Here is a 20,273-nt window from a genome sequence, read left to right on the forward strand (position 1 = left end):
AGTTATTCGTTAGGATCTTTCTGCTCGTAATAGGCTTCGAATTCAATTTTTACTGCTGTATGTGCGTCTGATAGTTCTTCAATTTTATTAGTAGCACGTTCCAGTTGCCTTAAAGCAATATTTGAGAGGGTTTGTAAGAACTTAACCGCTATTTGAGGATGGCGCTCCATTAATAGTTCGAAATCCGGTTTAAAAAATCCAAGAAGAGTACAATCAGTAATACATCTTGCGGAAGATTTTCTTCTCAAATTATATCCTATAGAAAGTGCTCCAAAACTATCAGAGGTTTCTAGCAAGAATCCTTCTTTAGACTCTTCGTTATCATCTAAATTAAAAGTAAGCTCTACCTGCCCATCTTCTATGAAATACATTCCTGTACCCGGATCATTTCGATAGAAGACGTATTCACCCTCCTTATAACTTCTTCTGTGGCATAATTGCAAAAATTCAAAACGTTCAGCAGCAGAAAGATTTTTTATAAACTTTGAGTTGAATACTATTTTTGCCTGATTTGTTAAGCGCTTTAATTTTTGTTTCATGCTATGACCTATAGTTAAAAGGAATGCCCGATTCCAAAACTAAAATACATTTTTCTATTGTTAAACCATCCTTCTTCAAGGTCGTGTGCCCGAAAAGCAAAATCAAATCTAACAACTAAATACTCCCAGTCTAATCTTACCCCCAAACCGGAGCCTACTGCAATCTGCTTGTAAAATGAATCGAGCTTGAATTTTCCTTTTTCTAGTTCGGATTGATTGGAATTGTCACTGAAATCAGCAGTAGGGCGGTACCAAATATTTCCGGCATCAACAAACCAGGCTGCATGCCAGTTTGCTCCGAGTAGGTCTTGTATAAAAATTTGGCGAGCTTCGGTAAACGCTCCGAGTTTGATCTCTCCGCCATTAATGGTCACATTTTCCGGTGAAATTTCTCCTGGCCCAAGCTGGAAAGGAGCCCATCCCCGGATGTCATTACTTCCACCAGCAAAAAATCTTCTGTTTAATGGGATGGTGGTACTTTTTCCGTAGGGATGAGCGAAACCTCCGAAAAGTCGCCAGGAGAATACTGAACTAGGAGAGAGGGTGTAATACTTTCGATAGTCTGCAGTCAACTTTACGAAACGGCTATATTGTAAGCTGTTATTACTTAGTCCAAACAAAGAAGGTAGTTCTTCTTCTACAGTTCCCGGGGTAATAATGAAGCGATCTAAAGCATAGGGGATATTTCCACCTGCAGAGATTGAGTATTCGCTGTAGTACCCAAAATTTCTTTTAATCAAATCTGTGTTCTGACTTCGAAAGCTATATCTGATAATTGATGATACTTGTGGCTCGAAATCCTCAAGTATCCGAATATATTCGAGTGAGTTTTCTCCGAATTCATCGATAAGATTCTGTGTGAATTCTTCTGAAGGATTGGTATCTACTATATCCAGTTCGATCAAATCAAGAAAGGACGAGTACCGATTATTATGTTGAACCTCATATCGGTAGTTGAAACGTACATCTGAGTTAATATCAAAGTACAATTGGTCGGATCTGCTATACGACAATGTATATCTCGATAATGCACTTGTGAAATAACGAGTGTTATCTAAAAACCGGAAAGGGAAAGCTAATCTTGGAAGCGTGTATTCACCACTAACCTCATAGCTTCTGAATAAAGAAGATTGAAGAGTATCGTCTGGTGCTATTTCTTCAAGGGTTCCTGAGCTAACAAATTCAAAGCTAGCATTTGCACCTATGTTCAATCGCTCAGCTTTACCGAATACATTGTTGTTTGAATAGTCAATACCAAAACCAGTACCAAAGCCATAGCGCTTCATTCCAAAGAATTCTGTACTGATGCTGTGCTTTGTAATGGTCTCTAGATCAAAGTAAACAGGGATTTTCTCTTTCGAATAATCTGGCCGAACCCCATTTTTGTTTTGCCCAAACCTTCTGATATAAAGCATTCCCAAATTCTGGAATTCTTTTACTGTTTGTAAATATTGCTCTTCATTATAGATATCACCTGGCTTGAATAATATTTGATCGGAGAGCAAGGAGAAACGAGTATCTGAGCCAGGTTCTTTCTCGAGATATACTTTGTTGGTGTCCAGGGCAATGGGCTCTCCCGAAAGAACTCGGGATTGAGAGTAGTTGTCAGGAGGGAATGGATCAGCAAGTTTGATTTCCAAATCTCCAAAGCGATATACACTTCCGGGTGAAACACTAAACAATACATTTAAATTTAGTGCATCTACTGAATCTCTCATCACAAATGCGATGACAGAATCTCTATCAATGGATGCATAGCCGTTATTTTTCAAAAAATTCAAAATACGTAACTGCTCATCCTTTAAATCTTGAGAATTATATTGTCTATTTACCTGGTAAGTAGAATCATTAATGCCTTGCCTTGTCATGGGGCTTTGAATAAAGAATCTTCTTTTAAGCTCTGGATCATCGAAATTTGGAAAACCTGAATAGGAGAGAGTTTGTATTTGTGAGGGTTCGTTTTCCTCGATAAGAAAGGAAACTTCAATTCTATTGGCCCTGAATTCAACGATTGTGGTATCCACCTGAACGTTTAGAAAGCCCAGAGACTCATAATAAAGCCTGATTCTCTCCATATCATTGGTAACCGTTTGACGATCCAGGTATGCAGGTTCCTCTCCGAAACGACCGTTACTTATTTGCCAGAAATAATGCCAAGGGGTAAATCTTGGAATTCCTAAAAATTCTCTGTTTGTCCTTGTTCTGATTAGGTTCTCAAGGGCTTTGTTTTTCACGAATTTATTTCCTGAGAAACGAACTCTACGTACAACATCATCTATACTTGAAGAGTCGGGGGAAGTAGTTTGAGAAAAAACAGGAGACAAAAACCCACTTTGAAGCACCATAAAAAGTGCTAGCGCAAAGATTAGCAGTAATGGGCGGGTTCGAGTTTTCAAAGAAAAAAATAAAGACCGCGTAACATGCGGCCTTTTTAAAAATTGTTAAGGAGCGCAGTTTTATACGTCGTCGTAATCAAACCCTTCATCTTCTTCGTTGTGGAAGAAGTCTTCTTTTCTGATATAGTCGGGCCAGATATCTTCAATACCTTCGTATATAGTGTCCTCGCCTTCGTCAATTTCTTCTAGTTCCTCGAGATTAACAATCACCTGGCTGGGAAGTCCATTTCGCTCAGCCCACTCTATTAATTCGTCTCTACTTGCAGGAAATGGTGCTTCGTCTAAAGCAGCAGCTAGTTCAACTGTCCAAATCATACGTTTAGCTTTGTTTTAAAATTTGTAGCAATCTTCGATTACATTAAACATGGGAGCGCGGTAAAATTCAAGTATTCAATAAATTTTTTTTGCGCTCAAATCGTGCCGAAAATATTGTTATCTTCGCACAAATACATCAACTAAAATCCATATAGGATTATTTTATGTTCAATGCACTTGGAGCTACCGAAATTATTATCATTCTGGCTGTTGTACTCGTTCTTTTTGGTGCGAAACGCATTCCTGAGTTTGCCCGAGGTTTAGGTCAGGGAATTAAGGAATTCAGACAGGCGTCTAAAGACATCAAAAGGGAAATAGAAGAGAGTTCTAGAGATATTGATTCCGCAGTTAATCAAGACGACTCCAAAAACACTACTAAATAGCTGTAGAGGACGATTTGACGATTAGCACCATCGCGGAGGCCAGAGCTAAAGTTCTGGCTGGAGAGATCACATTAAAGGAACTGGTTTCAGAATATAAATCTCAAATAGAAGCGAATAATGATGACATTAACGCTTTTGTTTATCTGGACTTTGATCAAGCATTTGAGCAAGCAGAATCTATCCAAAAAAGGGTAGAGTCAGGAGATGCAGGATCTCTAATTGGAGCGGTAATGGGAATTAAGGATGTAATTTGTGAGCGCGGAAAGCCCACAACTTGTGCGTCAAAAATACTCTCAAATTTTGAAAGTGTATATGACGCTACTGTGATTGAGCGCCTTAAGAAGGAAGATGCTATCCTTGTTGGCAGATTGAATATGGATGAATTTGCGATGGGATCAACCAACGAATACAGCCATTTTGGATCAGCTAAAAACCCTCACGATCTTACAAAAGTAACGGGTGGTTCTTCAGGTGGTAGTGCTGCTGCTGTTGCAGCTGGTATGGTAAATTCGACTCTTGGATCTGATACAGGAGGCTCTATTAGACAACCTGCATCTTATTGTGGAGTGATTGGTCTAAAGCCTACGTATGGAAGAGTTTCCAGATATGGATTAGTAGCTTTCGCATCTTCTTTTGATTCAATAGGTCCATTTGGAAACAGTGTAGAAGATGTTGCTACTGTATTTAATGTAATTGCAGGATTTGATGAAAAGGACAATACATCTTCTCGAAATGAAAAGGATGATTACATAGCTTCTGTTAACAATCCTGAAAAGAAGATTAGAATTGGAGTTCCGGAAGCTTTATTCGTTGAAGGCCTAGACCCTGAGATTTCTCAAGGGGTAAAAGACATTCTTGCTCAGTTGGAGAAAAATGGAGCTGAATTAGTCCCAGTTGACCTACCTCATTCCAAATATGGTATCGCTACTTATTATATACTTGCTACTGCAGAAGCATCTAGCAACCTAGCCAGATATGATGGCATTCGATATGGTCATAGAGCAGATAAGGATGAAATGCTCGATGAGCTGAAGGTTGAAGAAGAAGCGTTAAAGCAGGCTATCAAATTAGCAGAAGGTGATGAATTAGGTGCTTTACAGAGCCAATTGGATAAATTAGATGCTCCGTTAACAAGGTTATACAAAAAATCCAGAACAGAAGGATTTGGAGTTGAGGTAAAGCGTAGAATTATGCTAGGTACCTACGTATTGAGCGCTGGTTATTATGATGCCTATTATGGAAAGGCTCAACGAGTGAGAAGATTAATCAAAGACGATTTTACCAAAGCTTTTAAAGATGTAGATGTAATTGTTACTCCTACAGCACCAAGCACAGCATTCGATATTGGTTCGGAGTTAAATGATCCAATCCAGATGTATTTAAACGATGTATATACTATATCGGCAAATCTTGCTGGAATTTGTGGGATAAGCGTTCCAGCTGGTACCCATTCTAATGGCTTACCTTATGGTATTCAATTTATGGCTGATGCTTTCCAGGAATCGAAGCTTTTAAATGCTGCACGTTTAGTTGAACTTCTTGATTAATTATTTATAGGTTCAGCAAAAAGATTATGAACCGACTAGAAGGCAAAACAGTACTTATAACAGGAGCAACAGCGGGAATTGGAGAAGCATGTGCTCTTGAATTTGCCGCTCATGGTTGTAATCTGATACTTACCGGGCGACGAAGAGAACGACTTGAAGATTTAGCCAGAACCATACTGGACAAGTATAAAGTAATCGTAGCCTATGAAGTTTTTGACATTCGTGAGGTGGAAGAATGCAGGGAATTTGTACAGAATCTGGCTCTTGATGTAGATGTCCTTATCAATAATGCTGGTCTGGCAAAAGGTGTAGATCCGATTCAGACCGGAGATTTTGAAGATTGGAATACGATGATAGATACCAATGTAAAAGGCTTGCTTTCCATGTCCAGATTTATAGCCCCAAAGATGCTTGAACGGAATTCTGGTCATATTATCAATTTAGGATCTACTGCCGGGCACGAGTCTTATCCTGGAGGGTCTGTGTATTGTGCAACAAAGCATGCGGTAAAAGCAATTACCGAGGCCACTAAGAAGGATCTTCACGGTACTAAAATTCGAGTAAGTATGGTTTCTCCAGGCCTGGTTGAAACTGAGTTTAGTAATGTTCGATTTAAAGGGGATACAGAAAAAGCTAAGTCAGTATATCGGGGAATGCAGCCACTAACAGCTGAAGACATTGCAGAAATAGTAGTGTTTACTGCTAATCGGCCTGAGCATGTTAACATCCTGGATTCTATCATTATGCCTGTTTATCAATCATCAGCTCAAATGGTTCATAGAGATGAATAAATATCTTCTAGTAAGTCTGATCATTATTGGAATTGGGTGTTCTGAAAAAGAACAAACGAAGCCCGTACTTCAGTTTTCCCAAAAGGGAAGAGAAGTACCCGCGTTTAATGCTGATTCAGCCTATCAATTTATCCAGGCGCAGGTAGATTTTGGGCCAAGAGTTCCAAATACTTTTGGACATGTTGAGACACGTAAATACCTCGAACAGAAGTTTCGCGGTTATGCAGGTTTTGGAAGTGTTTTTACCCAGTCATTTGAAACCCCTGGTTATACAGATACTCTTCAGCTTTCAAATATAATTGCAGCTTTTAACCCTACAGCACAAGATCGGATAATGCTTAGTGCTCATTGGGATACTCGTCCACGAGCTGATGAAGACACAATTAGAGTAGCAGATTATATTCCTGGTGCTGATGATGGAGGAAGTGGAGTAGGAGTTCTTGTAGAATTAGCGCGCATTTTTTCTGAGAATCCTCCGCCTATAGGTGTAGATATTGTATTATTTGATGGCGAGGATTATGGAGTATCAGGTGATCTTAACTATTATTTCCTTGGCTCGAGATATTGGTCTCAAAACCCTCCGGTTCCAGGGTATTCTCCAAGGTTTGCGATCCTTCTTGATATGGTAGGCGCTGAGGGCGCAAAATTTCCTAAAGAAGAATATTCAATGATGTATGGCCCGAACATAGTAAACGGGGTATGGGATATTGCTGTTGAAATGGGACATGAAAACTTATTTCTCGATCAAAGAGGAGCAGCAATCCAGGACGATCACTACATCGTTAATCAATACACAGATATTCCGATGATCAATATCATTAATCACAAATTTAGTGCTGAAGGGGGTAGTTCTGTATTTGGAGATCATTGGCATACTCACCAGGACAATATGGATATCATAAGCAAGGAAACTCTTCAAGTTGTAGGAGATGTACTCTTAGAGCTTATTTATAACCGCATGTGATGGAATATATTCGAATAAGTATATCCTTGAATGATGACTACCATGAGTTGTTGATCGCAGAATTGTTCGAACTGGATTTTGAAGGTTTTGAAGAGGAAGCTCATAAGCTGATAGCATCAATTCCTGCGAATCGTTTTGATGATGTTAAGAGAGAGGAGATAGAACGATTATTGCTCGGATATGGAGATAATGCATTCATTGAGGATGAGCAACTTATACCTCCTCAAAACTGGAATACGACCTGGGAACAATCTATAAAACCACTTCAAATCGGTTTGTTTTATGTTAGACCTACCTGGGAAGTGTCAAATCATGATCCTTCTCTTACTGAGCTTCTGATTGATCCGAAAATGGCCTTTGGGACAGGCTACCATGCTACAACCAAATTAATTCTGGAATGGGTGCCAGAAGTTATTTCTAGGGAAGACGAAGTGTTAGATGCTGGAACCGGAACAGGAATTTTAGGTATCGCTGCATTGAAGATGGGAGCATCATCAGTATTTGGTTTTGATATAGATGAGTGGAGTAAGGAAAACGCAGAAGAGAATATTGTACTTAACCAGGTTTCAAATTTTGAAGTGAAACTCGGTTCATTAGAGGTAATCCCTGGAGGATCGACTTATGATGTTATTCTGGCCAACATAAATCGTAATGCGCTAATAGAGCTTATTCCTCAATTAATAACTCACCTTCCTAAAGGAAAACTTCTGTTATCTGGATTATTGCAAGAAGATGAACCGACCATTCTTAATCTCGAAAGCCTAAAAGGATTCACGCATCTGGAAACAAGGCAGCATATGGAATGGATTGCAATGTTATTTGAGCGATGAAAGCAGCCATCGATATTGGAACTAACACGGTGTTGCTTCTGGTAGCCATATTAGATGGAAACAGAATTAAGGTTATTCGAGAAGAGCAAAGAATCCCAAGACTTGGGAAAGGCGTGGATGAATCTGGGGTGTTACATCAGGATAGTATAAACAGGGTACTCAAGGTATTGAGGGAATACAAGAAGATTATATCCGAAGAATATCCTGAAACAGATAAAGTATTTGTAACAGCAACTAGTGCTGTACGAGACGCTAAAAACCGAGAGCCGTTCATTCATTTAATTAAAGATGAATTAGGCTTTGAAGTGATTTTACTTAGCGGAGATGAAGAAGCCAGGAGTACTTTCCTGGGGGCACTTTCGGTGCTGGATTTAGAGGATTCGGATTCTGCATTTGTTCTGGATATAGGAGGTGGTAGTACTGAGATAGCCCTGGGTTCGAAAAAGGGTATCCAGCAATTTCATTCTTTTGATATGGGAAGTGTTCGTTTTAAAGAACGTTTTCTAAAACATGATCCTCCTTTAAAAGAAGAAATTGATGAGTGCAGAACAGAGATTCAGCGACTTTATACTTCTGTTCCATTTTCTATCCCAGATTCTGTTACAGCGTTGGCTGTTGCAGGTACAGCTACAACCCTTGCTGCTATTGAAGCAAATAGGGATGAGTATGTGGCGACAGAGTTAAATGGTTTTGTTATAAAAAAAGAGAGCCTTTTGAAGCAGATCCAATATTTTAGTTCTGATAAAAGCTCCGAATTACTAAAAAAGAATCCAGTGTTTTTGAAAGGCAGGGAGGACATCTTTTTATCAGGATTACTTATTTTAGAAGGGTTTCTCAGTTTTTATAAACTAGAGCAGATTATCGTATCAACAGGTGGAATTCGCCACGGTATAGTGTTGGGTAGAAATCATATTAAAAATTAGAATTTTCATTTCCGCGAAGGTTTGTATTTTAAGCCTCAAATTTTATCCAGTTAATGTCGGAAAACAGTAACATTTCAAATAGTTCACCACGAGAAAACGCATCTGCCAGTAGTATTGAAGATGACAAGTTTGTAGCAGACGCTTTAGCTGGTAATGAGGATTCGTACAAAAAATTGGTGGACAAATATGACAGGCCCATCTTTTTCCATATCCGCAAAATGATAAGGGAACAAGAAATGGTTGAAGACCTTGTACAAGAGGTCTTTATAAAGGCGTTCAAAAACTTGCAGACCTATAGCAACGAGTACGCGTTTTCTACCTGGTTATATCGTATTGCTACTAATCATACTATAGATTATCTACGGAAGAAGAAGCTTCAAACGTTCTCCATCAATGATCCCATCAAAACAAAAGATGGAGAAATGGAAGTCCAGTTACCTGATATGAGCTTTTCTACTGACGCTCCGGTAATGAAAAAAGAAAGGAAAGCTATCGTTCAGGATGCTATTCATAACCTTCCGGAGAAGTATCGAAAAGTAATACAGCTTCGTCATATGGAAGAATTAAGCTACGATGAAATTGCAGATGAACTGGATTTACCTCTTGGGACAGTTAAAGCGCATATTTTCCGTGCAAGAGAGCTTCTGTATAAGGCGCTAGTAGATAAACGAGATAAGTTTTAATCTCCTTTAAGTCATCCTGATCTCGAACGCATTCAGGAGAGGATCTTATAGAATGAAGGTCTTTTTTTTAGAGCTAGGTAGTGACTCTGCTCTAGAACATTGTACATAAGGAACTACTGGTTTTCTATCAGCTTAGATTCTTCGGCAGTAGCCTCAGAATGACTTTCAATTAAATTAGCTTTAACAATATCCAGATTCCTTTTGAAACCAGAGTATTTGGTTCTTTTAACCGCGCTTCCAAGGAATACTTCATCAAAGTCAGATTCAGAGGTTAGTAACCACTCTTTAAGATTCTTATTGATTACCTTTTCTCTTGGATAAAAATCCAGAAGCTGTGTCAACCTTGCTTTGCTATTCCATGGACACACATCCTGGCATATATCACAGCCAAATATCCAGTTTTCAATATCTGAATGATATTCCTCGTCAATGTCTCCCTTATGCTCAATGGTTAAGTAAGAGATACATTTGGTACCATCCACCTTATAAGGCTCATAAATTGCGTCTGTTGGACAAGCTTCAATACAGGCCGTGCAAGTACCACAGTGATCAGTAGTAGGGGAATCATAAACTAGTTCCTGATCGATAATTAATTCCGCAATAAAGAAATAGGAGCCTAATTTTTTGTTAAGCACATTGGAGTTTTTTCCAACCCAACCAAGTCCTGCTTTTACTGCCCATGCTTTATCCAGGATTGGAGCAGAATCAACGAAGAACCGACCTTGAATTCCACTGCATAATTCATTGGTGAATACAAACAGCTCCTTCAGTTTCTTTTTTAAAACCTTATGGTAATCTCGACCCTGGGCATATTTAGCAATGAGCGGTTTTGAAGTAATACCAATTTGCTCTTGGTGAGATGGATGATAATAGCTGGCTAATAGAGAAATTACTGTTTTTGATCCTGGAACCAGAAGGGTAGGGTCTACTCTTTTTTCAAAGTTGTTTGCCATCCAGTCCATTGTTGCATGTCGATCTTCGTTAAGCCACTGTTCAAGCCTTTCAGCTTCTTCGTCTAATCGCTCTGCTTTTGCAAAACCACAGGCATCAAATCCTAATTGAAGGGCGAAATTCCTGATCTGATGTGTTTTTTGCAGGATGTTCATCTAACTAAGATGAAAGTTATCCGGTTTTAAGAGGGATGAGCTTGTCTCCCTTCCAGGTTAAATCCTGAACTTTACCCTCAATGAGCCGAACTGTTCGGAATGGATATTTTTTAACTACCGCATAGTCGTGGGTTACCAGCAATATGGCAGTTCCACGATTATTGATCGTTTTCAAGATATCCATTATACCTTGAGTTGCCTTAGGATCTAGATTTCCGGTAGGCTCATCTGCAAGAAGAATGCGGGGTTCATTAGCAAGTGCCCTGGCAATAACTACTCGTTGCTGTTCTCCACCTGATAAATCGGAGGGCATATTTTTTCTACGATGACTTAATCCTACCAATCCAAGCACTTCAAGTACCCTTTGCTTAATGAACTTTGGTTTTTCTCCAGTCACCTGTAGAGCAAAAGCTACGTTTTCAAATACATCGCGATCGGGAAGCAGTTGGAAATCCTGAAAAACAATACCCATACGTCTTCTTAACATAGGAACTTGTTTCATGCTGATTTTATTAACCGGGAAGTCAGTTACACGGATGGTTCCTTCATCAGGTACAATATCACGATATAAGAGCTTTAAAAAGGAGCTTTTTCCTATTCCCGTTGGGCCTATCAGATAACAAAATTCTCCGTTATTGAGCTTAAAATTTATGTTTCTCAGAATCTGACGATTCTCATAACTGAGAGACACATTGCGTAATTCTATTACTGCATTATCTAACATTGAAGTACCATCGTTACTCGTGCACTGTTTTCATTGGCGTCAATCAAATCAAAGCCATCGTATTTTGCTACAAGATGATAGGGTGTTTGTTCCACAATTGACAGCATTTGATCTAATGAATATGCCCTTTGCTCATGAATTTCCTGAACCGTTTGAAGTATGTTTCCTGTTTTAATATCTATTTCTTCAATTTCAAATTCATTTCGATGGATTTTCTGTTTAGGATCATAGGCACTTTTCCTGAAGAATCTAAACCTACCATTATCACCTTCATTTTCATTTAAGTAATCAACCGATTCCAGTGAATTTTTTGGAGTTGAAAAGTCAAAGATTAACAGTCCGTTTCCATTAAGCTTTTTACTTGCTCCAATAAGAAATTTCTTTATTTGCTCAGCATTCATGAGATAATTCACACTATCAAAAACGGTGAAAATACAATCAAAAGATTGATCAACATCGATATCAAGAAAGTCCAGGGTTATAAAATCAACGGTGCTATTAAAGTCTTTTGGTTTCTTCCTGGCAATCTCAATCATCTTTACTGATTTGTCGCTAGCAAGGATGTTGTAGCATTCCAGTTCACCTAATGAAAGAGAGAGGGAACCCGTACCGCAAGCCATTTCCAAAAGATCTACAGCTTCGGGATGATGCGTTTGAATAATTTCGTCGATAAAATCAGCCCAGGATTCATAATCTACATCCTCCATCAGTACATCATACAAAGCTGCCAGAAAGGTATAATTCTCTTTTAACTCAGACATCGATCCTTTTTGTTGCCATGCTTACGGCCAGATTATAGGCTTCAAGAAAAGAAGAAATAGTGGCCATTCCATGTCCGGCAATATCAAATGCTGTTCCATGATCCGGCGAAGTTCTGATAATTGGTAGGCCAGCAGTAAAGTTTACTCCTTTACCAAAGGAAAGTAGTTTAAAAGGAGTCAATCCCTGATCATGATACATCGCTAGTATTGCATCGAATTCGTTAAAAAGTTGCTGTCCAAAAAAACCGTCGGCAGGAAATGGTCCAGTTACTGTTATTCCTAACTCCTTTGCCTTTTTCAAAGTTGGTTCAATTACATTGATTTCTTCTTTTCCAATAACTCCACCATCTCCTGAATGAGGGTTTAAACCCAGAACTGCAATATTGGGTTGCTCAATTCCAAACTGATGGATAAGGGCTTCGTTTAGGATATGGAGCTTTCTGAGAATTAGTCCTTCATTTATTTCTGCAGATACCTTTTTAACTGGAATATGCCCTGTTACCAGCGCTACTCTAAGTGTATCAGTTAGAAGGATCATCAGAACTTCAGACGTATCTGTTTCTTCAGCCAAGAACTCGGTATGACCAGGGATTGAATAGCCAGCCAGATTGACCGCTTCTTTAGAAATAGGACAGGTTACCAGTGCTTGAGTTATTTCATTCATAGCGAGTTCAATACCAAGCTCAATGGATTGCATTGCGATAAGCCCACTCTTTTTATCCAGAACCCCCGGCTTTATTTCTATTCCATGATCCGGGAGACTTAACAGATTTATAGTATCTGGTTCAATCTGATCAATGTACTGGCAGGTGTTTACATGAACTGCACGTTTAAGAAGGATAGCGTAATATTCCAGAACAGATTTAGGAGCAATAATAAGTGGAGATGATTTTTTTAAATCAATATGGTCCAATGCTTTAAGAATTATCTCAGGACCAATTCCATTAACATCTCCGATACTTATTCCAATTATTGGCTTATTGCTTTCCATACATTAAGAAAAGTACGGTAAGGGAAATTAAACTACACCTTTAATCTGTACCACGAAGTACAAAATCTCCAAATCCTGAACTTTGCTCAAATACAAAAGTTCTGTTCGGATATTCCCAAACTTCAATTACGTTTCCTTGAGAGGGGAATTTTCGATCTGTTGATTCAGGAGGCCCAAATTTTATATAGATTTCTCCCTGATCAGTTTCATGACCGTTTGGGTTCCCGGGGTTACGGAATTCTCTGAAGGCATAGTCTACTCTTCGATAGTATTCGGTCATTAATTCGTTATAAACTGTATTTGGAGTAGGATCTCTGCTTTCCCAAAATGCTCTGAATTTCTCTTCTTTTTCTTTACTGCTACCTGACTTAAGCTCTTTCAATTGAGTTTCGCTTACGATGTACTGCATATTATTCAGTGCTATATCGAGATTTAACAAACTAGCTGGCATATTAGGCCAATATGATCTGAAGAAACTTTTTGCAATGGGTTTTTCGGCAGTGGAAGAAGTTACCTCAATCATATAGGCAGCATTCTCGAATTCTTTGTTTGGTATGTCCAATAACACATAAGTGAAATTCATTTCTGTGTCCTTAAATCTTAGCGTAGGATCGATACCTTGTTCAAGAACAGGAATTACCCCAGAAGAAATTTCTTCAGAGCCTATGGTTTTTGAATAGATAGATTCAACCTTAATTGTGTCTCTTCGCACAGTCCTTGCTTTATGCACATTCAAGGTATATTCAGCGTCTTCAGAATAATTAGGGATCCTCACCAGGGCTTTAAAATCTTTACCAAAAAGTACATTGTCGTTCATATTCATCAAAACCATATCTGAATCAGCACTTCCTTCTTTAATGAGATAAACTTCTCCTGACTTCTTTTCTTCCCAATCCCAAATGCGAATATTCTGTCTATTAGAATTTCTCTCTCGGGTATTTTCCATCAAACTTAGCTGTAGCACATAATTATATTCTCCTGGCTCTAATATATTTGTAAGAGAACCCGAAGCATATAATCCCTTTGATTCCGTCTCCTCAAATGTTTTTGTATATAAGGTATCTACCCAAAGATCTCTGGTAGCAATACCAACATCTGTAGCACTTCTTCGACGGGAATACTTTCCTTTAAAAATCTCAGAGTTCAATCTTACAATTGTAAAGTATTCCATGCCTTCAGGCCCGATAATATCATCAGAAGGGGAAATCTTCTTATATGGAAGAAAGTCGTTATCGAATCTGAAAATCACAGAAAGATTCGTATTACCATCTTCATTAGGTAATACAATTTCATCGATAAAGATTTGTGGTGCATTAGCTCTGTTCATTAAGGTGGTATAATTCACTCTATTCGAACGTTGAGCAAGAAGTGGAAGAGCTACAAAGAGAAGCGTAACTATTAGGATGAACCTTTTTTGCATAATGCGTGTATTTGGGTTGATCGATCTAAGTCTCGGTAATCGGGATTTAAATTTCTATTTTTAACGGAAATTTGTTGGACACTAGTATACAAAAACATTGAATTCTTACCTATGAATGGTACATCTACACATTGGCTTCAACACCTTATTGAAGAACTTAGAAAACAAGAAGAAGTTATTAAGCTGGGAGGGGGGATTTCTAGAATTGAAAAAGAGCATGCAAAAGGAAAACTAACGGCTCGTGAAAGAATTGAAACTTTAATTGACAAAGGATCTGATTTTTTTGAATTAGGATTGTGGGCAGGTCATGAAATGTATGAAGATGTAGGCGGATGTCCAGCTGGTGGTGTAGTCACCGGTATTGGAACGGTTCAAGGCAGACAATGTATGATCGTAGCAAATGACGCCACAGTAAAAGCAGGAGCATGGTTTCCTATCACCGCAAAGAAAAATCTTAGAGCTCAGGAAATAGCTATTGAGAATCATATTCCACTAATCTACTTGGTAGATTCAGCCGGTGTTTTTCTCCCAATGCAGGATGAAATATTTCCGGACAAAGAGCACTTTGGACGAATGTTCAGAAACAACGCAGTTATATCGGCAAAAGGGATTCCTCAAATTGCTGCTATTATGGGGAGTTGTGTAGCTGGGGGAGCTTATTTACCTATTATGAGTGATGAAGCTCTAATCGTTGATGGAACGGGGAGTGTATTTCTCGCAGGTAGTTACCTGGTAAAAGCCGCAATTGGCGAATCGGTAGATAATGAAACTCTTGGAGGAGCAACTACTCATACAGAAATTAGTGGCGTTACTGATTACAAGATGAAAGACGATGCCGAGTGCATACAAACCATCAGAGATTTAGTAGATAAGCTTGGGCCATTTGAAACCGCTGGTTTTAATCGTACGGAAGCTAAAGAACCAAAACGACCTGCTTCTGATATCTTCGATATTCTACCGGAGCAGCGCACTTCTCCGTACAATATGTTCGAGTTATTAGATTGTATTATTGATGAGGATAGTTTCACTGAATTCAAAAAAGGTTATGGCCAGTCATTGATTACCGGATATGCCCGAATAGATGGATGGAGTGTAGGAATAGTAGCTAACCAGCGCACTATCAATAAAACTAAGTCGGGGGAGATGCAGATTGGTGGGGTGATATATAGTGATAGCGCTGATAAAGCAGCTCGTTTTATCATGAACTGTAATCAAAAGAGAATCCCGTTAATCTTCTTACAAGATGTAACCGGGTTTATGATTGGTAAGCGCAGTGAACATGGAGGGATCATTAAAGATGGAGCCAAGATGGTAAATGCCATGGCTAATAGTACCGTACCAAAAATTACTATTGTAATTGGTAACAGCTATGGAGCAGGAAATTATGCAATGTGCGGCAGAGCTTATGACCCTAGATTTATGTATGCCTGGCCTACCGCTAATATAGCTGTAATGAGTGGTGCCTCTGCTGCCAAGACCTTACTTCAAATCAAGTTGGCGGCATTGAAAAAGAAAGGAGAAGAGCCTACGGAGGAAGAACAAGCTGAAATGATGAGTGAAGTAACAGAAAACTATAATAAGCAAACGGATGTGCGTTATGCTGCTGCTCGCCTCTGGATTGATGGTATTATTCATCCTTTAAATACACGGGAGAGAATCTCTAAAGCATTAGCTTGTGCAAATCTTAACCCCACTATTCCAGAATATAAAACGGGAGTGATTCAGGTTTAGAATATGAGGTATCGGCTCGAGAGAAATAGTGAGCAGCTGAAGTTGAGCGTAGAAGCCAGCTTTACACTCCTTGACTTCATGGCGTTGTTTGCATGCTTACTTTTGGGCGTGTTCTTTGCCCTTTTCTTGTGGATTTTTGCGGCAAGTATTTTGATCAAACTATTTACAAGGAATGAGTTCGTTTTTAATTCGGATACCTACAAGCTTACTCAATACCTCAGGATATTTAGTTATATAAGAATAAAACGGAGAGTCATTCCATTTTGGGAAATAAAGCAATTTCTGTTTTCAAATTTTGATTCCGGAAAGGCATTAGTAGAACGAGGATTAGTGAACAAAGAGTGGTTTACGTTTGAGATCATAACGAAGGATAAACAGCGATACCGGATTGTAAAGGCTCAACCGGATGAACTTGAAGAGATCAACGAACTATATCTCGTATTGAAAGAGAGACTAGGAGGGATGTTTGAATTTGATGTGGAATTTGAGACTATAAATGAATGATAATTTATTTAAAATTGTGAGCCAGATTAATCCAATACTCTTCATAAGGCAATCCCAAAAAGGTACCATCAAAAAAAATGCGCATTCCTATTAATCTATTTCTGTTTGTACTACTAATCACTTCAATGGCTTGTAAGGATTCGAGTACGTCTCCTGAAGAAGAAGTTGATAATACGCCAAGTCTACGGAATAATGTGCCATATCCATTTGGTGCTGCAATTCAAACATGGCACCTTAATGACGGAAATTATGTGGGAGTAATGAGAGATGAGTTTTCAAGTCTTACCGCAGAATATGAAATGAAAATGAGCCCGATGTATAATGATCCGTCAGCGATTGATTTTTCAGATACAGATGAGTTCATGGAGTTTGCTGAAGCATTAGATATACGTGTGCACGGGCATGCGCTCATTTGGCATAGCGCTACTCCATCATGGATTGAAAATTTTTCAGGGTCTGATGCTGAGTTTGAGGAGCTTATAGAAAATTACATCAAAACAGTAGTTGGCAGATATAGAGGCCAAATAGCAAGCTGGGATGTGGTTAATGAGGCGTTTGAGGACGGTGGATCAAATGAACTCAGGAATAGCGTATTTCGTCAAAGGATGGGTGATGACTATGTTGCAAAATGTTTTCAATGGGCTAGAGAAGCTGATCCGGATGTATTACTCTTTTACAACGATTATGGAATGTCACAAAATGGCTCTAAACTGGATCGGGTGATGAGTATGATCGACGATTTCGGAGAGAGGGGGATTCCTATTGATGGTGTGGGGTATCAAATGCACATAAGTTATAACTGGCCTTCGATTAGCCAAATACAAGGAGCAACAGGTAAAGCTGTATCCAGAGATTTACTCATACATTATTCAGAACTAGATATTCGCGTTAACCCTGAAGCAGAACAGACTTCATATACTCTAGAGCTGGATAATCGATTTACAGATAGGATGATGGAAATCATTGAACTCTATGACGATGTACCCGAAGAACTACAATTTGGGATTACTATGTGGGGAGTAAAGGATGATGACACCTGGCTTCGAAGTTTTTGGGATAATCAGGATGAATGGCCATTGTTATATAATGAAGATTTTACTCCAAAAACTGCTTATCAAAGTATTTTAGATTTCTACTCGAACTGATTTTAATAAGTCGGTTTTGTTATTAGTTAATGGTTATTAGTCATTGGAAGGTCACCATAAACTAATAACCATTAACTATTGCCTAATAATTTATTCGACTTATTATAATTAATTACTATGAGCCAGAATTGCAGATTTCCGAGCCGGGATACGAATTGATACCTGATCTTCGGTTTGTGATAATTCTGTTCCGTAGAGGACATCAGTATAAGTAGACATATTTTTCACAGGGATAACCAGATCTTGATCGGTACCACTGCTATTAAATATAGCTATTACTTCATTTGAAGCATCATATCTACTGTAAACAAGAATCTCTTTTTCGTCATCTATAGTTAAGTACTCCAATTCACCGCTAATTAGAACTGGATTATTTTTTCTGATTTGAATGAGTTTTTTATAAACATTAAACCATTCATCATTAAACCGGACTTCATTAGTAGGTCTTTCCAGATTATTCGGATGAGTGGTTTCTGGTTCAAAGTCATAATCTTTCCAAATGAGGGGTTTTCTTGTAGAAGGATCATCAGCGCCCCACATACCCATTTCATCTCCAGCCCAGATTTGAGGAGCACCTACGTAGGTGAATTGCTGAACTAGAATAAGTTTCATTGTTTCGAGAGCTTCTTCATCTGGTTTATCAATTTTATACTCCGGATTATCGTCGGGCTTTGCCTGATACTTATACTTATTTTTATTGTATATGGATGTGCCAAAACGAGGAACGTCATGACTTGCTGTTAGATTCATCATAGCGTAATTACTTTGTGGCCGTAAGTTTTCCTGGAATGACCTCAAACTATCTACGTATTCAGAGACAGTTATTTTATGTGGAGACTGGTTGAAGAAATGACGCGTTGCCCGATACCATCGGTAATTCATTGGAGCATCAAAAATATCACCGCGAACTACTGGTTCTGGATCTAGTAGGTGATCGGGAAACTGCCTCCACCAAATTTCTCCCAGCAAATAGGTATTAGGGTTCACTCCACGAACTAATTCTCTAAACTCTCTCCAAAATCCTAATGGAGTTTCAGCAGCTACATCAAGACGAAATCCATCAACTCCATCAGAAGGGTCGCCATCTTGATTAGGGTCTAACCACCTTTTGGTGACATCAAATATGTGTTGCTTTACTTCTTCACTATAAATATCACCTTCAAACACTTCAACGGATACACTATGATCCTGACGAACGGTTTCTTTGATCTCAGGTAAAGATCTTACCCCTGCCCATCCGGTATACTCAAACTCGTTTTCTTCTGTATTTGGATCGTCAAAAGAATCTATCCAATACCAATCTGCATATTTAGATTCTACCCCGTTTTCCAAAATATCCTTCCAGGCCCAAAACTCTATACCGGTATGATTCCAGGAAAAGTCCATAATCACTTTAATATCTCGCTTATGAAACTCTTCTATTACTTTTAAAAAAAGCTTGTCAGCACCAGTCCATGTCCAGGTAGAGGCATCAGTTGGATCTTCACTGGCAATCATTCGGGCATCTTCTTCTGGAGTAGGACCGAAATTTCGATCAATGTGATGCCAATTACGAGGATCATATTTGTGAAGCGAAGGAGCATCATTTAGTGGATTGAAATAAACCGCAGTAATACCTAAGTCTTCAAGGTAATCCATCTTGTCCAGTACTCCCTGCAAGTCACCTCCATACCGTCTTAGCTGTGCTTTTTGGCCAAAATAGGTTAGCTCATTTCCAAAAAAGTCTCGTATGTCTGAAAGGTTGTCGAAGTAAGGATCGCCTTTGTACCAATCGTGTGTCCAGGGAGTAACGGCCCAATCTTCAGGAACCATTCCTGGATAAGCCCCAACTATATCCGCAGCGGTGGGGTCATTACTTGGATCTCCATTTCTAAATCTTTCTACGAATATTTGGTACCAGACTACCTCTTTAGACCATTCAGGAGGATTTTCGAAAGCAGTTACAACTTCTTCGTTGTTGGAGTTTGTACAACTGTACAATACAACCAATGAGAGGAGCATGATTAAAAACGGGGAAAATTTTCCAGAATACGACATAATGAATTCTTTACAATTAGTAGCTATTAAGAGACTTATTGATTGATGGTAATGGGCTTATCCTTTGTACCTACATAAAAAGCCAGCAAAACAGTTGGAGTGTCTCCCTCATTCATCCCATAATGCCAGGTATTAACCAATTCTATTACGGCATCTCCGGCATTAAATACTTTTTTAACTCCATCTTCACGTGTTACGGTGATGGAGCCTTCCAATACAATACCTCCTAGTGGAATAGGGTGCTTATGAACTGGTAATTTATACTTTGGTGGAAGGGTAATTCTAGCAATAGTTATTTCAGGTTGACCTGATGGATAATTTGGTAGATAGGTTCCATCCCAGCTTTGACTGCTTTTTTCTAAAATTTCAACAACTACGGAATCAGCTTGTTGTGCGAATGAAGGATTAACATAACAAAGACTAAGTGATAGTATGAATAGGAATAACTTGGTTTTCATGTAATTAGATTAGTTTCTGCAAGAC

20 protein-coding genes are annotated in these 20,273 nt (G+C 38.8%); 10 read left to right on the top strand and 10 right to left on the bottom strand.

Annotated elements, in window-relative coordinates; genetic code table 11:
* Window positions 1-2 precede the first annotated feature (2 nt).
* The 3 genes from ED557_00455 to ED557_00465 form a co-directional block, all read right to left on the bottom strand.
* Complete coding sequence (locus ED557_00455; protein RNC85281.1) at window positions 3-539, bottom strand: cyclic nucleotide-binding domain-containing protein; 537 nt, start codon at window positions 537-539, stop codon at window positions 3-5.
* A 14-nt stretch (window positions 540-553) separates the two neighbouring features.
* Window positions 554-2,884 (bottom strand): outer membrane protein assembly factor, encoded by a 2,331-nt coding sequence (locus tag ED557_00460; protein RNC86124.1) that lies wholly within the window; start codon window positions 2,882-2,884, stop codon window positions 554-556.
* 111 nt (window positions 2,885-2,995) lie between these two features.
* Window positions 2,996-3,250: a DUF2795 domain-containing protein gene (locus ED557_00465; protein RNC85282.1), complete on the bottom strand. Its 255-nt coding sequence runs from the start codon at window positions 3,248-3,250 to the stop codon at window positions 2,996-2,998.
* Window positions 3,251-3,414: 164 nt separating this feature from the next.
* Between ED557_00465 and ED557_00470 the strand changes: the two genes are divergently transcribed.
* Genes ED557_00470 through ED557_00500 form a run of 7 tightly spaced genes read left to right on the top strand, consistent with a single transcriptional unit; the run spans window position 3,415 to window position 9,371 of the window.
* On the top strand, window positions 3,415-3,633 hold the full coding sequence (locus ED557_00470; protein RNC85283.1) for a twin-arginine translocase TatA/TatE family subunit: 219 nt from the start codon (window positions 3,415-3,417) through the stop codon (window positions 3,631-3,633).
* 14 nt (window positions 3,634-3,647) lie between these two features.
* On the top strand, window positions 3,648-5,180 hold the full coding sequence (gene gatA / locus ED557_00475) for an Asp-tRNA(Asn)/Glu-tRNA(Gln) amidotransferase subunit GatA (GenBank protein ID RNC85284.1): 1,533 nt from the start codon (window positions 3,648-3,650) through the stop codon (window positions 5,178-5,180).
* 26 nt (window positions 5,181-5,206) lie between these two features.
* A complete protein-coding gene (locus ED557_00480; GenBank protein RNC85285.1) occupies window positions 5,207-5,971 on the top strand; it encodes an SDR family NAD(P)-dependent oxidoreductase in 765 nt (254 codons plus the stop codon).
* Window positions 5,964-6,935, top strand: a complete 972-nt coding sequence (locus ED557_00485; protein RNC85286.1) for a M28 family peptidase — start codon at window positions 5,964-5,966, stop codon at window positions 6,933-6,935. Before ED557_00480 ends, ED557_00485 begins: the two co-directional genes overlap by 8 nt.
* Complete coding sequence (locus ED557_00490) at window positions 6,935-7,765, top strand: 50S ribosomal protein L11 methyltransferase (GenBank protein ID RNC85287.1); 831 nt, start codon at window positions 6,935-6,937, stop codon at window positions 7,763-7,765. The genes ED557_00485 and ED557_00490 overlap by 1 nt, the downstream gene beginning before the upstream one ends.
* Entirely contained in the window at window positions 7,762-8,688 is a 927-nt protein-coding gene (locus tag ED557_00495) for a Ppx/GppA family phosphatase (GenBank protein ID RNC85288.1), read from the top strand. Before ED557_00490 ends, ED557_00495 begins: the two co-directional genes overlap by 4 nt.
* A 53-nt stretch (window positions 8,689-8,741) precedes the next feature.
* Window positions 8,742-9,371, top strand: a complete 630-nt coding sequence (locus tag ED557_00500) for a sigma-70 family RNA polymerase sigma factor (GenBank protein ID RNC85289.1) — start codon at window positions 8,742-8,744, stop codon at window positions 9,369-9,371.
* Between the two features lie 113 nt (window positions 9,372-9,484).
* Here the strand turns inward: ED557_00500 and queG are convergent, their stop codons facing one another.
* The 5 genes from queG to ED557_00525 are packed head-to-tail and all read right to left on the bottom strand — an operon-like array spanning window position 9,485 to window position 14,373.
* Window positions 9,485-10,477: a tRNA epoxyqueuosine(34) reductase QueG gene (gene queG / locus ED557_00505; protein RNC85290.1), complete on the bottom strand. Its 993-nt coding sequence runs from the start codon at window positions 10,475-10,477 to the stop codon at window positions 9,485-9,487.
* Window positions 10,478-10,493: 16 nt separating this feature from the next.
* Entirely contained in the window at window positions 10,494-11,201 is a 708-nt protein-coding gene (ftsE, locus tag ED557_00510; GenBank protein RNC85291.1) for a cell division ATP-binding protein FtsE, read from the bottom strand.
* Window positions 11,195-11,962: a class I SAM-dependent methyltransferase gene (locus ED557_00515; protein ID RNC85292.1), complete on the bottom strand. Its 768-nt coding sequence runs from the start codon at window positions 11,960-11,962 to the stop codon at window positions 11,195-11,197. The genes ftsE and ED557_00515 overlap by 7 nt, the downstream gene beginning before the upstream one ends.
* On the bottom strand, window positions 11,955-12,953 hold the full coding sequence (gene pdxA / locus ED557_00520; protein RNC85293.1) for a 4-hydroxythreonine-4-phosphate dehydrogenase PdxA: 999 nt from the start codon (window positions 12,951-12,953) through the stop codon (window positions 11,955-11,957). The genes ED557_00515 and pdxA overlap by 8 nt, the downstream gene beginning before the upstream one ends.
* A 40-nt stretch (window positions 12,954-12,993) precedes the next feature.
* Entirely contained in the window at window positions 12,994-14,373 is a 1,380-nt protein-coding gene (locus ED557_00525) for a GWxTD domain-containing protein (GenBank protein RNC85294.1), read from the bottom strand.
* Window positions 14,374-14,484: 111 nt separating this feature from the next.
* Here ED557_00525 and ED557_00530 point away from each other — a divergent pair, with 111 nt between their 5' ends.
* From ED557_00530 to ED557_00540, 3 genes are all read left to right on the top strand, one after another.
* Window positions 14,485-16,104, top strand: coding sequence for an acyl-CoA carboxylase subunit beta (locus tag ED557_00530; protein ID RNC85295.1), 1,620 nt, complete (start codon window positions 14,485-14,487; stop codon window positions 16,102-16,104).
* 3 nt (window positions 16,105-16,107) lie between these two features.
* A complete protein-coding gene (locus tag ED557_00535) occupies window positions 16,108-16,608 on the top strand; it encodes a hypothetical protein (protein RNC85296.1) in 501 nt (166 codons plus the stop codon).
* A 77-nt stretch (window positions 16,609-16,685) separates the two neighbouring features.
* Window positions 16,686-17,753 carry an endo-1,4-beta-xylanase gene (locus ED557_00540; GenBank protein RNC85297.1) on the top strand — a complete coding sequence of 356 codons (1,068 nt, stop codon included), beginning with the start codon at window positions 16,686-16,688 and terminating at the stop codon, window positions 17,751-17,753.
* 108 nt (window positions 17,754-17,861) lie between these two features.
* On the opposite strand, the gene ED557_00545 is transcribed toward ED557_00540, so the two are convergent.
* Both ED557_00545 and ED557_00550 read right to left on the bottom strand, forming a co-directional pair.
* Window positions 17,862-19,790 carry a glycoside hydrolase family 13 protein gene (locus tag ED557_00545; GenBank protein RNC85298.1) on the bottom strand — a complete coding sequence of 643 codons (1,929 nt, stop codon included), beginning with the start codon at window positions 19,788-19,790 and terminating at the stop codon, window positions 17,862-17,864.
* A 35-nt stretch (window positions 19,791-19,825) separates the two neighbouring features.
* The gene (locus ED557_00550) at window positions 19,826-20,248 is read right to left on the bottom strand and encodes a cupin domain-containing protein (GenBank protein ID RNC85299.1); all 423 of its coding nucleotides are present in this window, start codon (window positions 20,246-20,248) and stop codon (window positions 19,826-19,828) included.
* Window positions 20,249-20,273: the final 25 nt, after the last annotated feature.

Source organism: Balneola sp. (assembly GCA_003712055.1).
Lineage (GTDB): Bacteria > Bacteroidota > Rhodothermia > Balneolales > Balneolaceae > RHLJ01.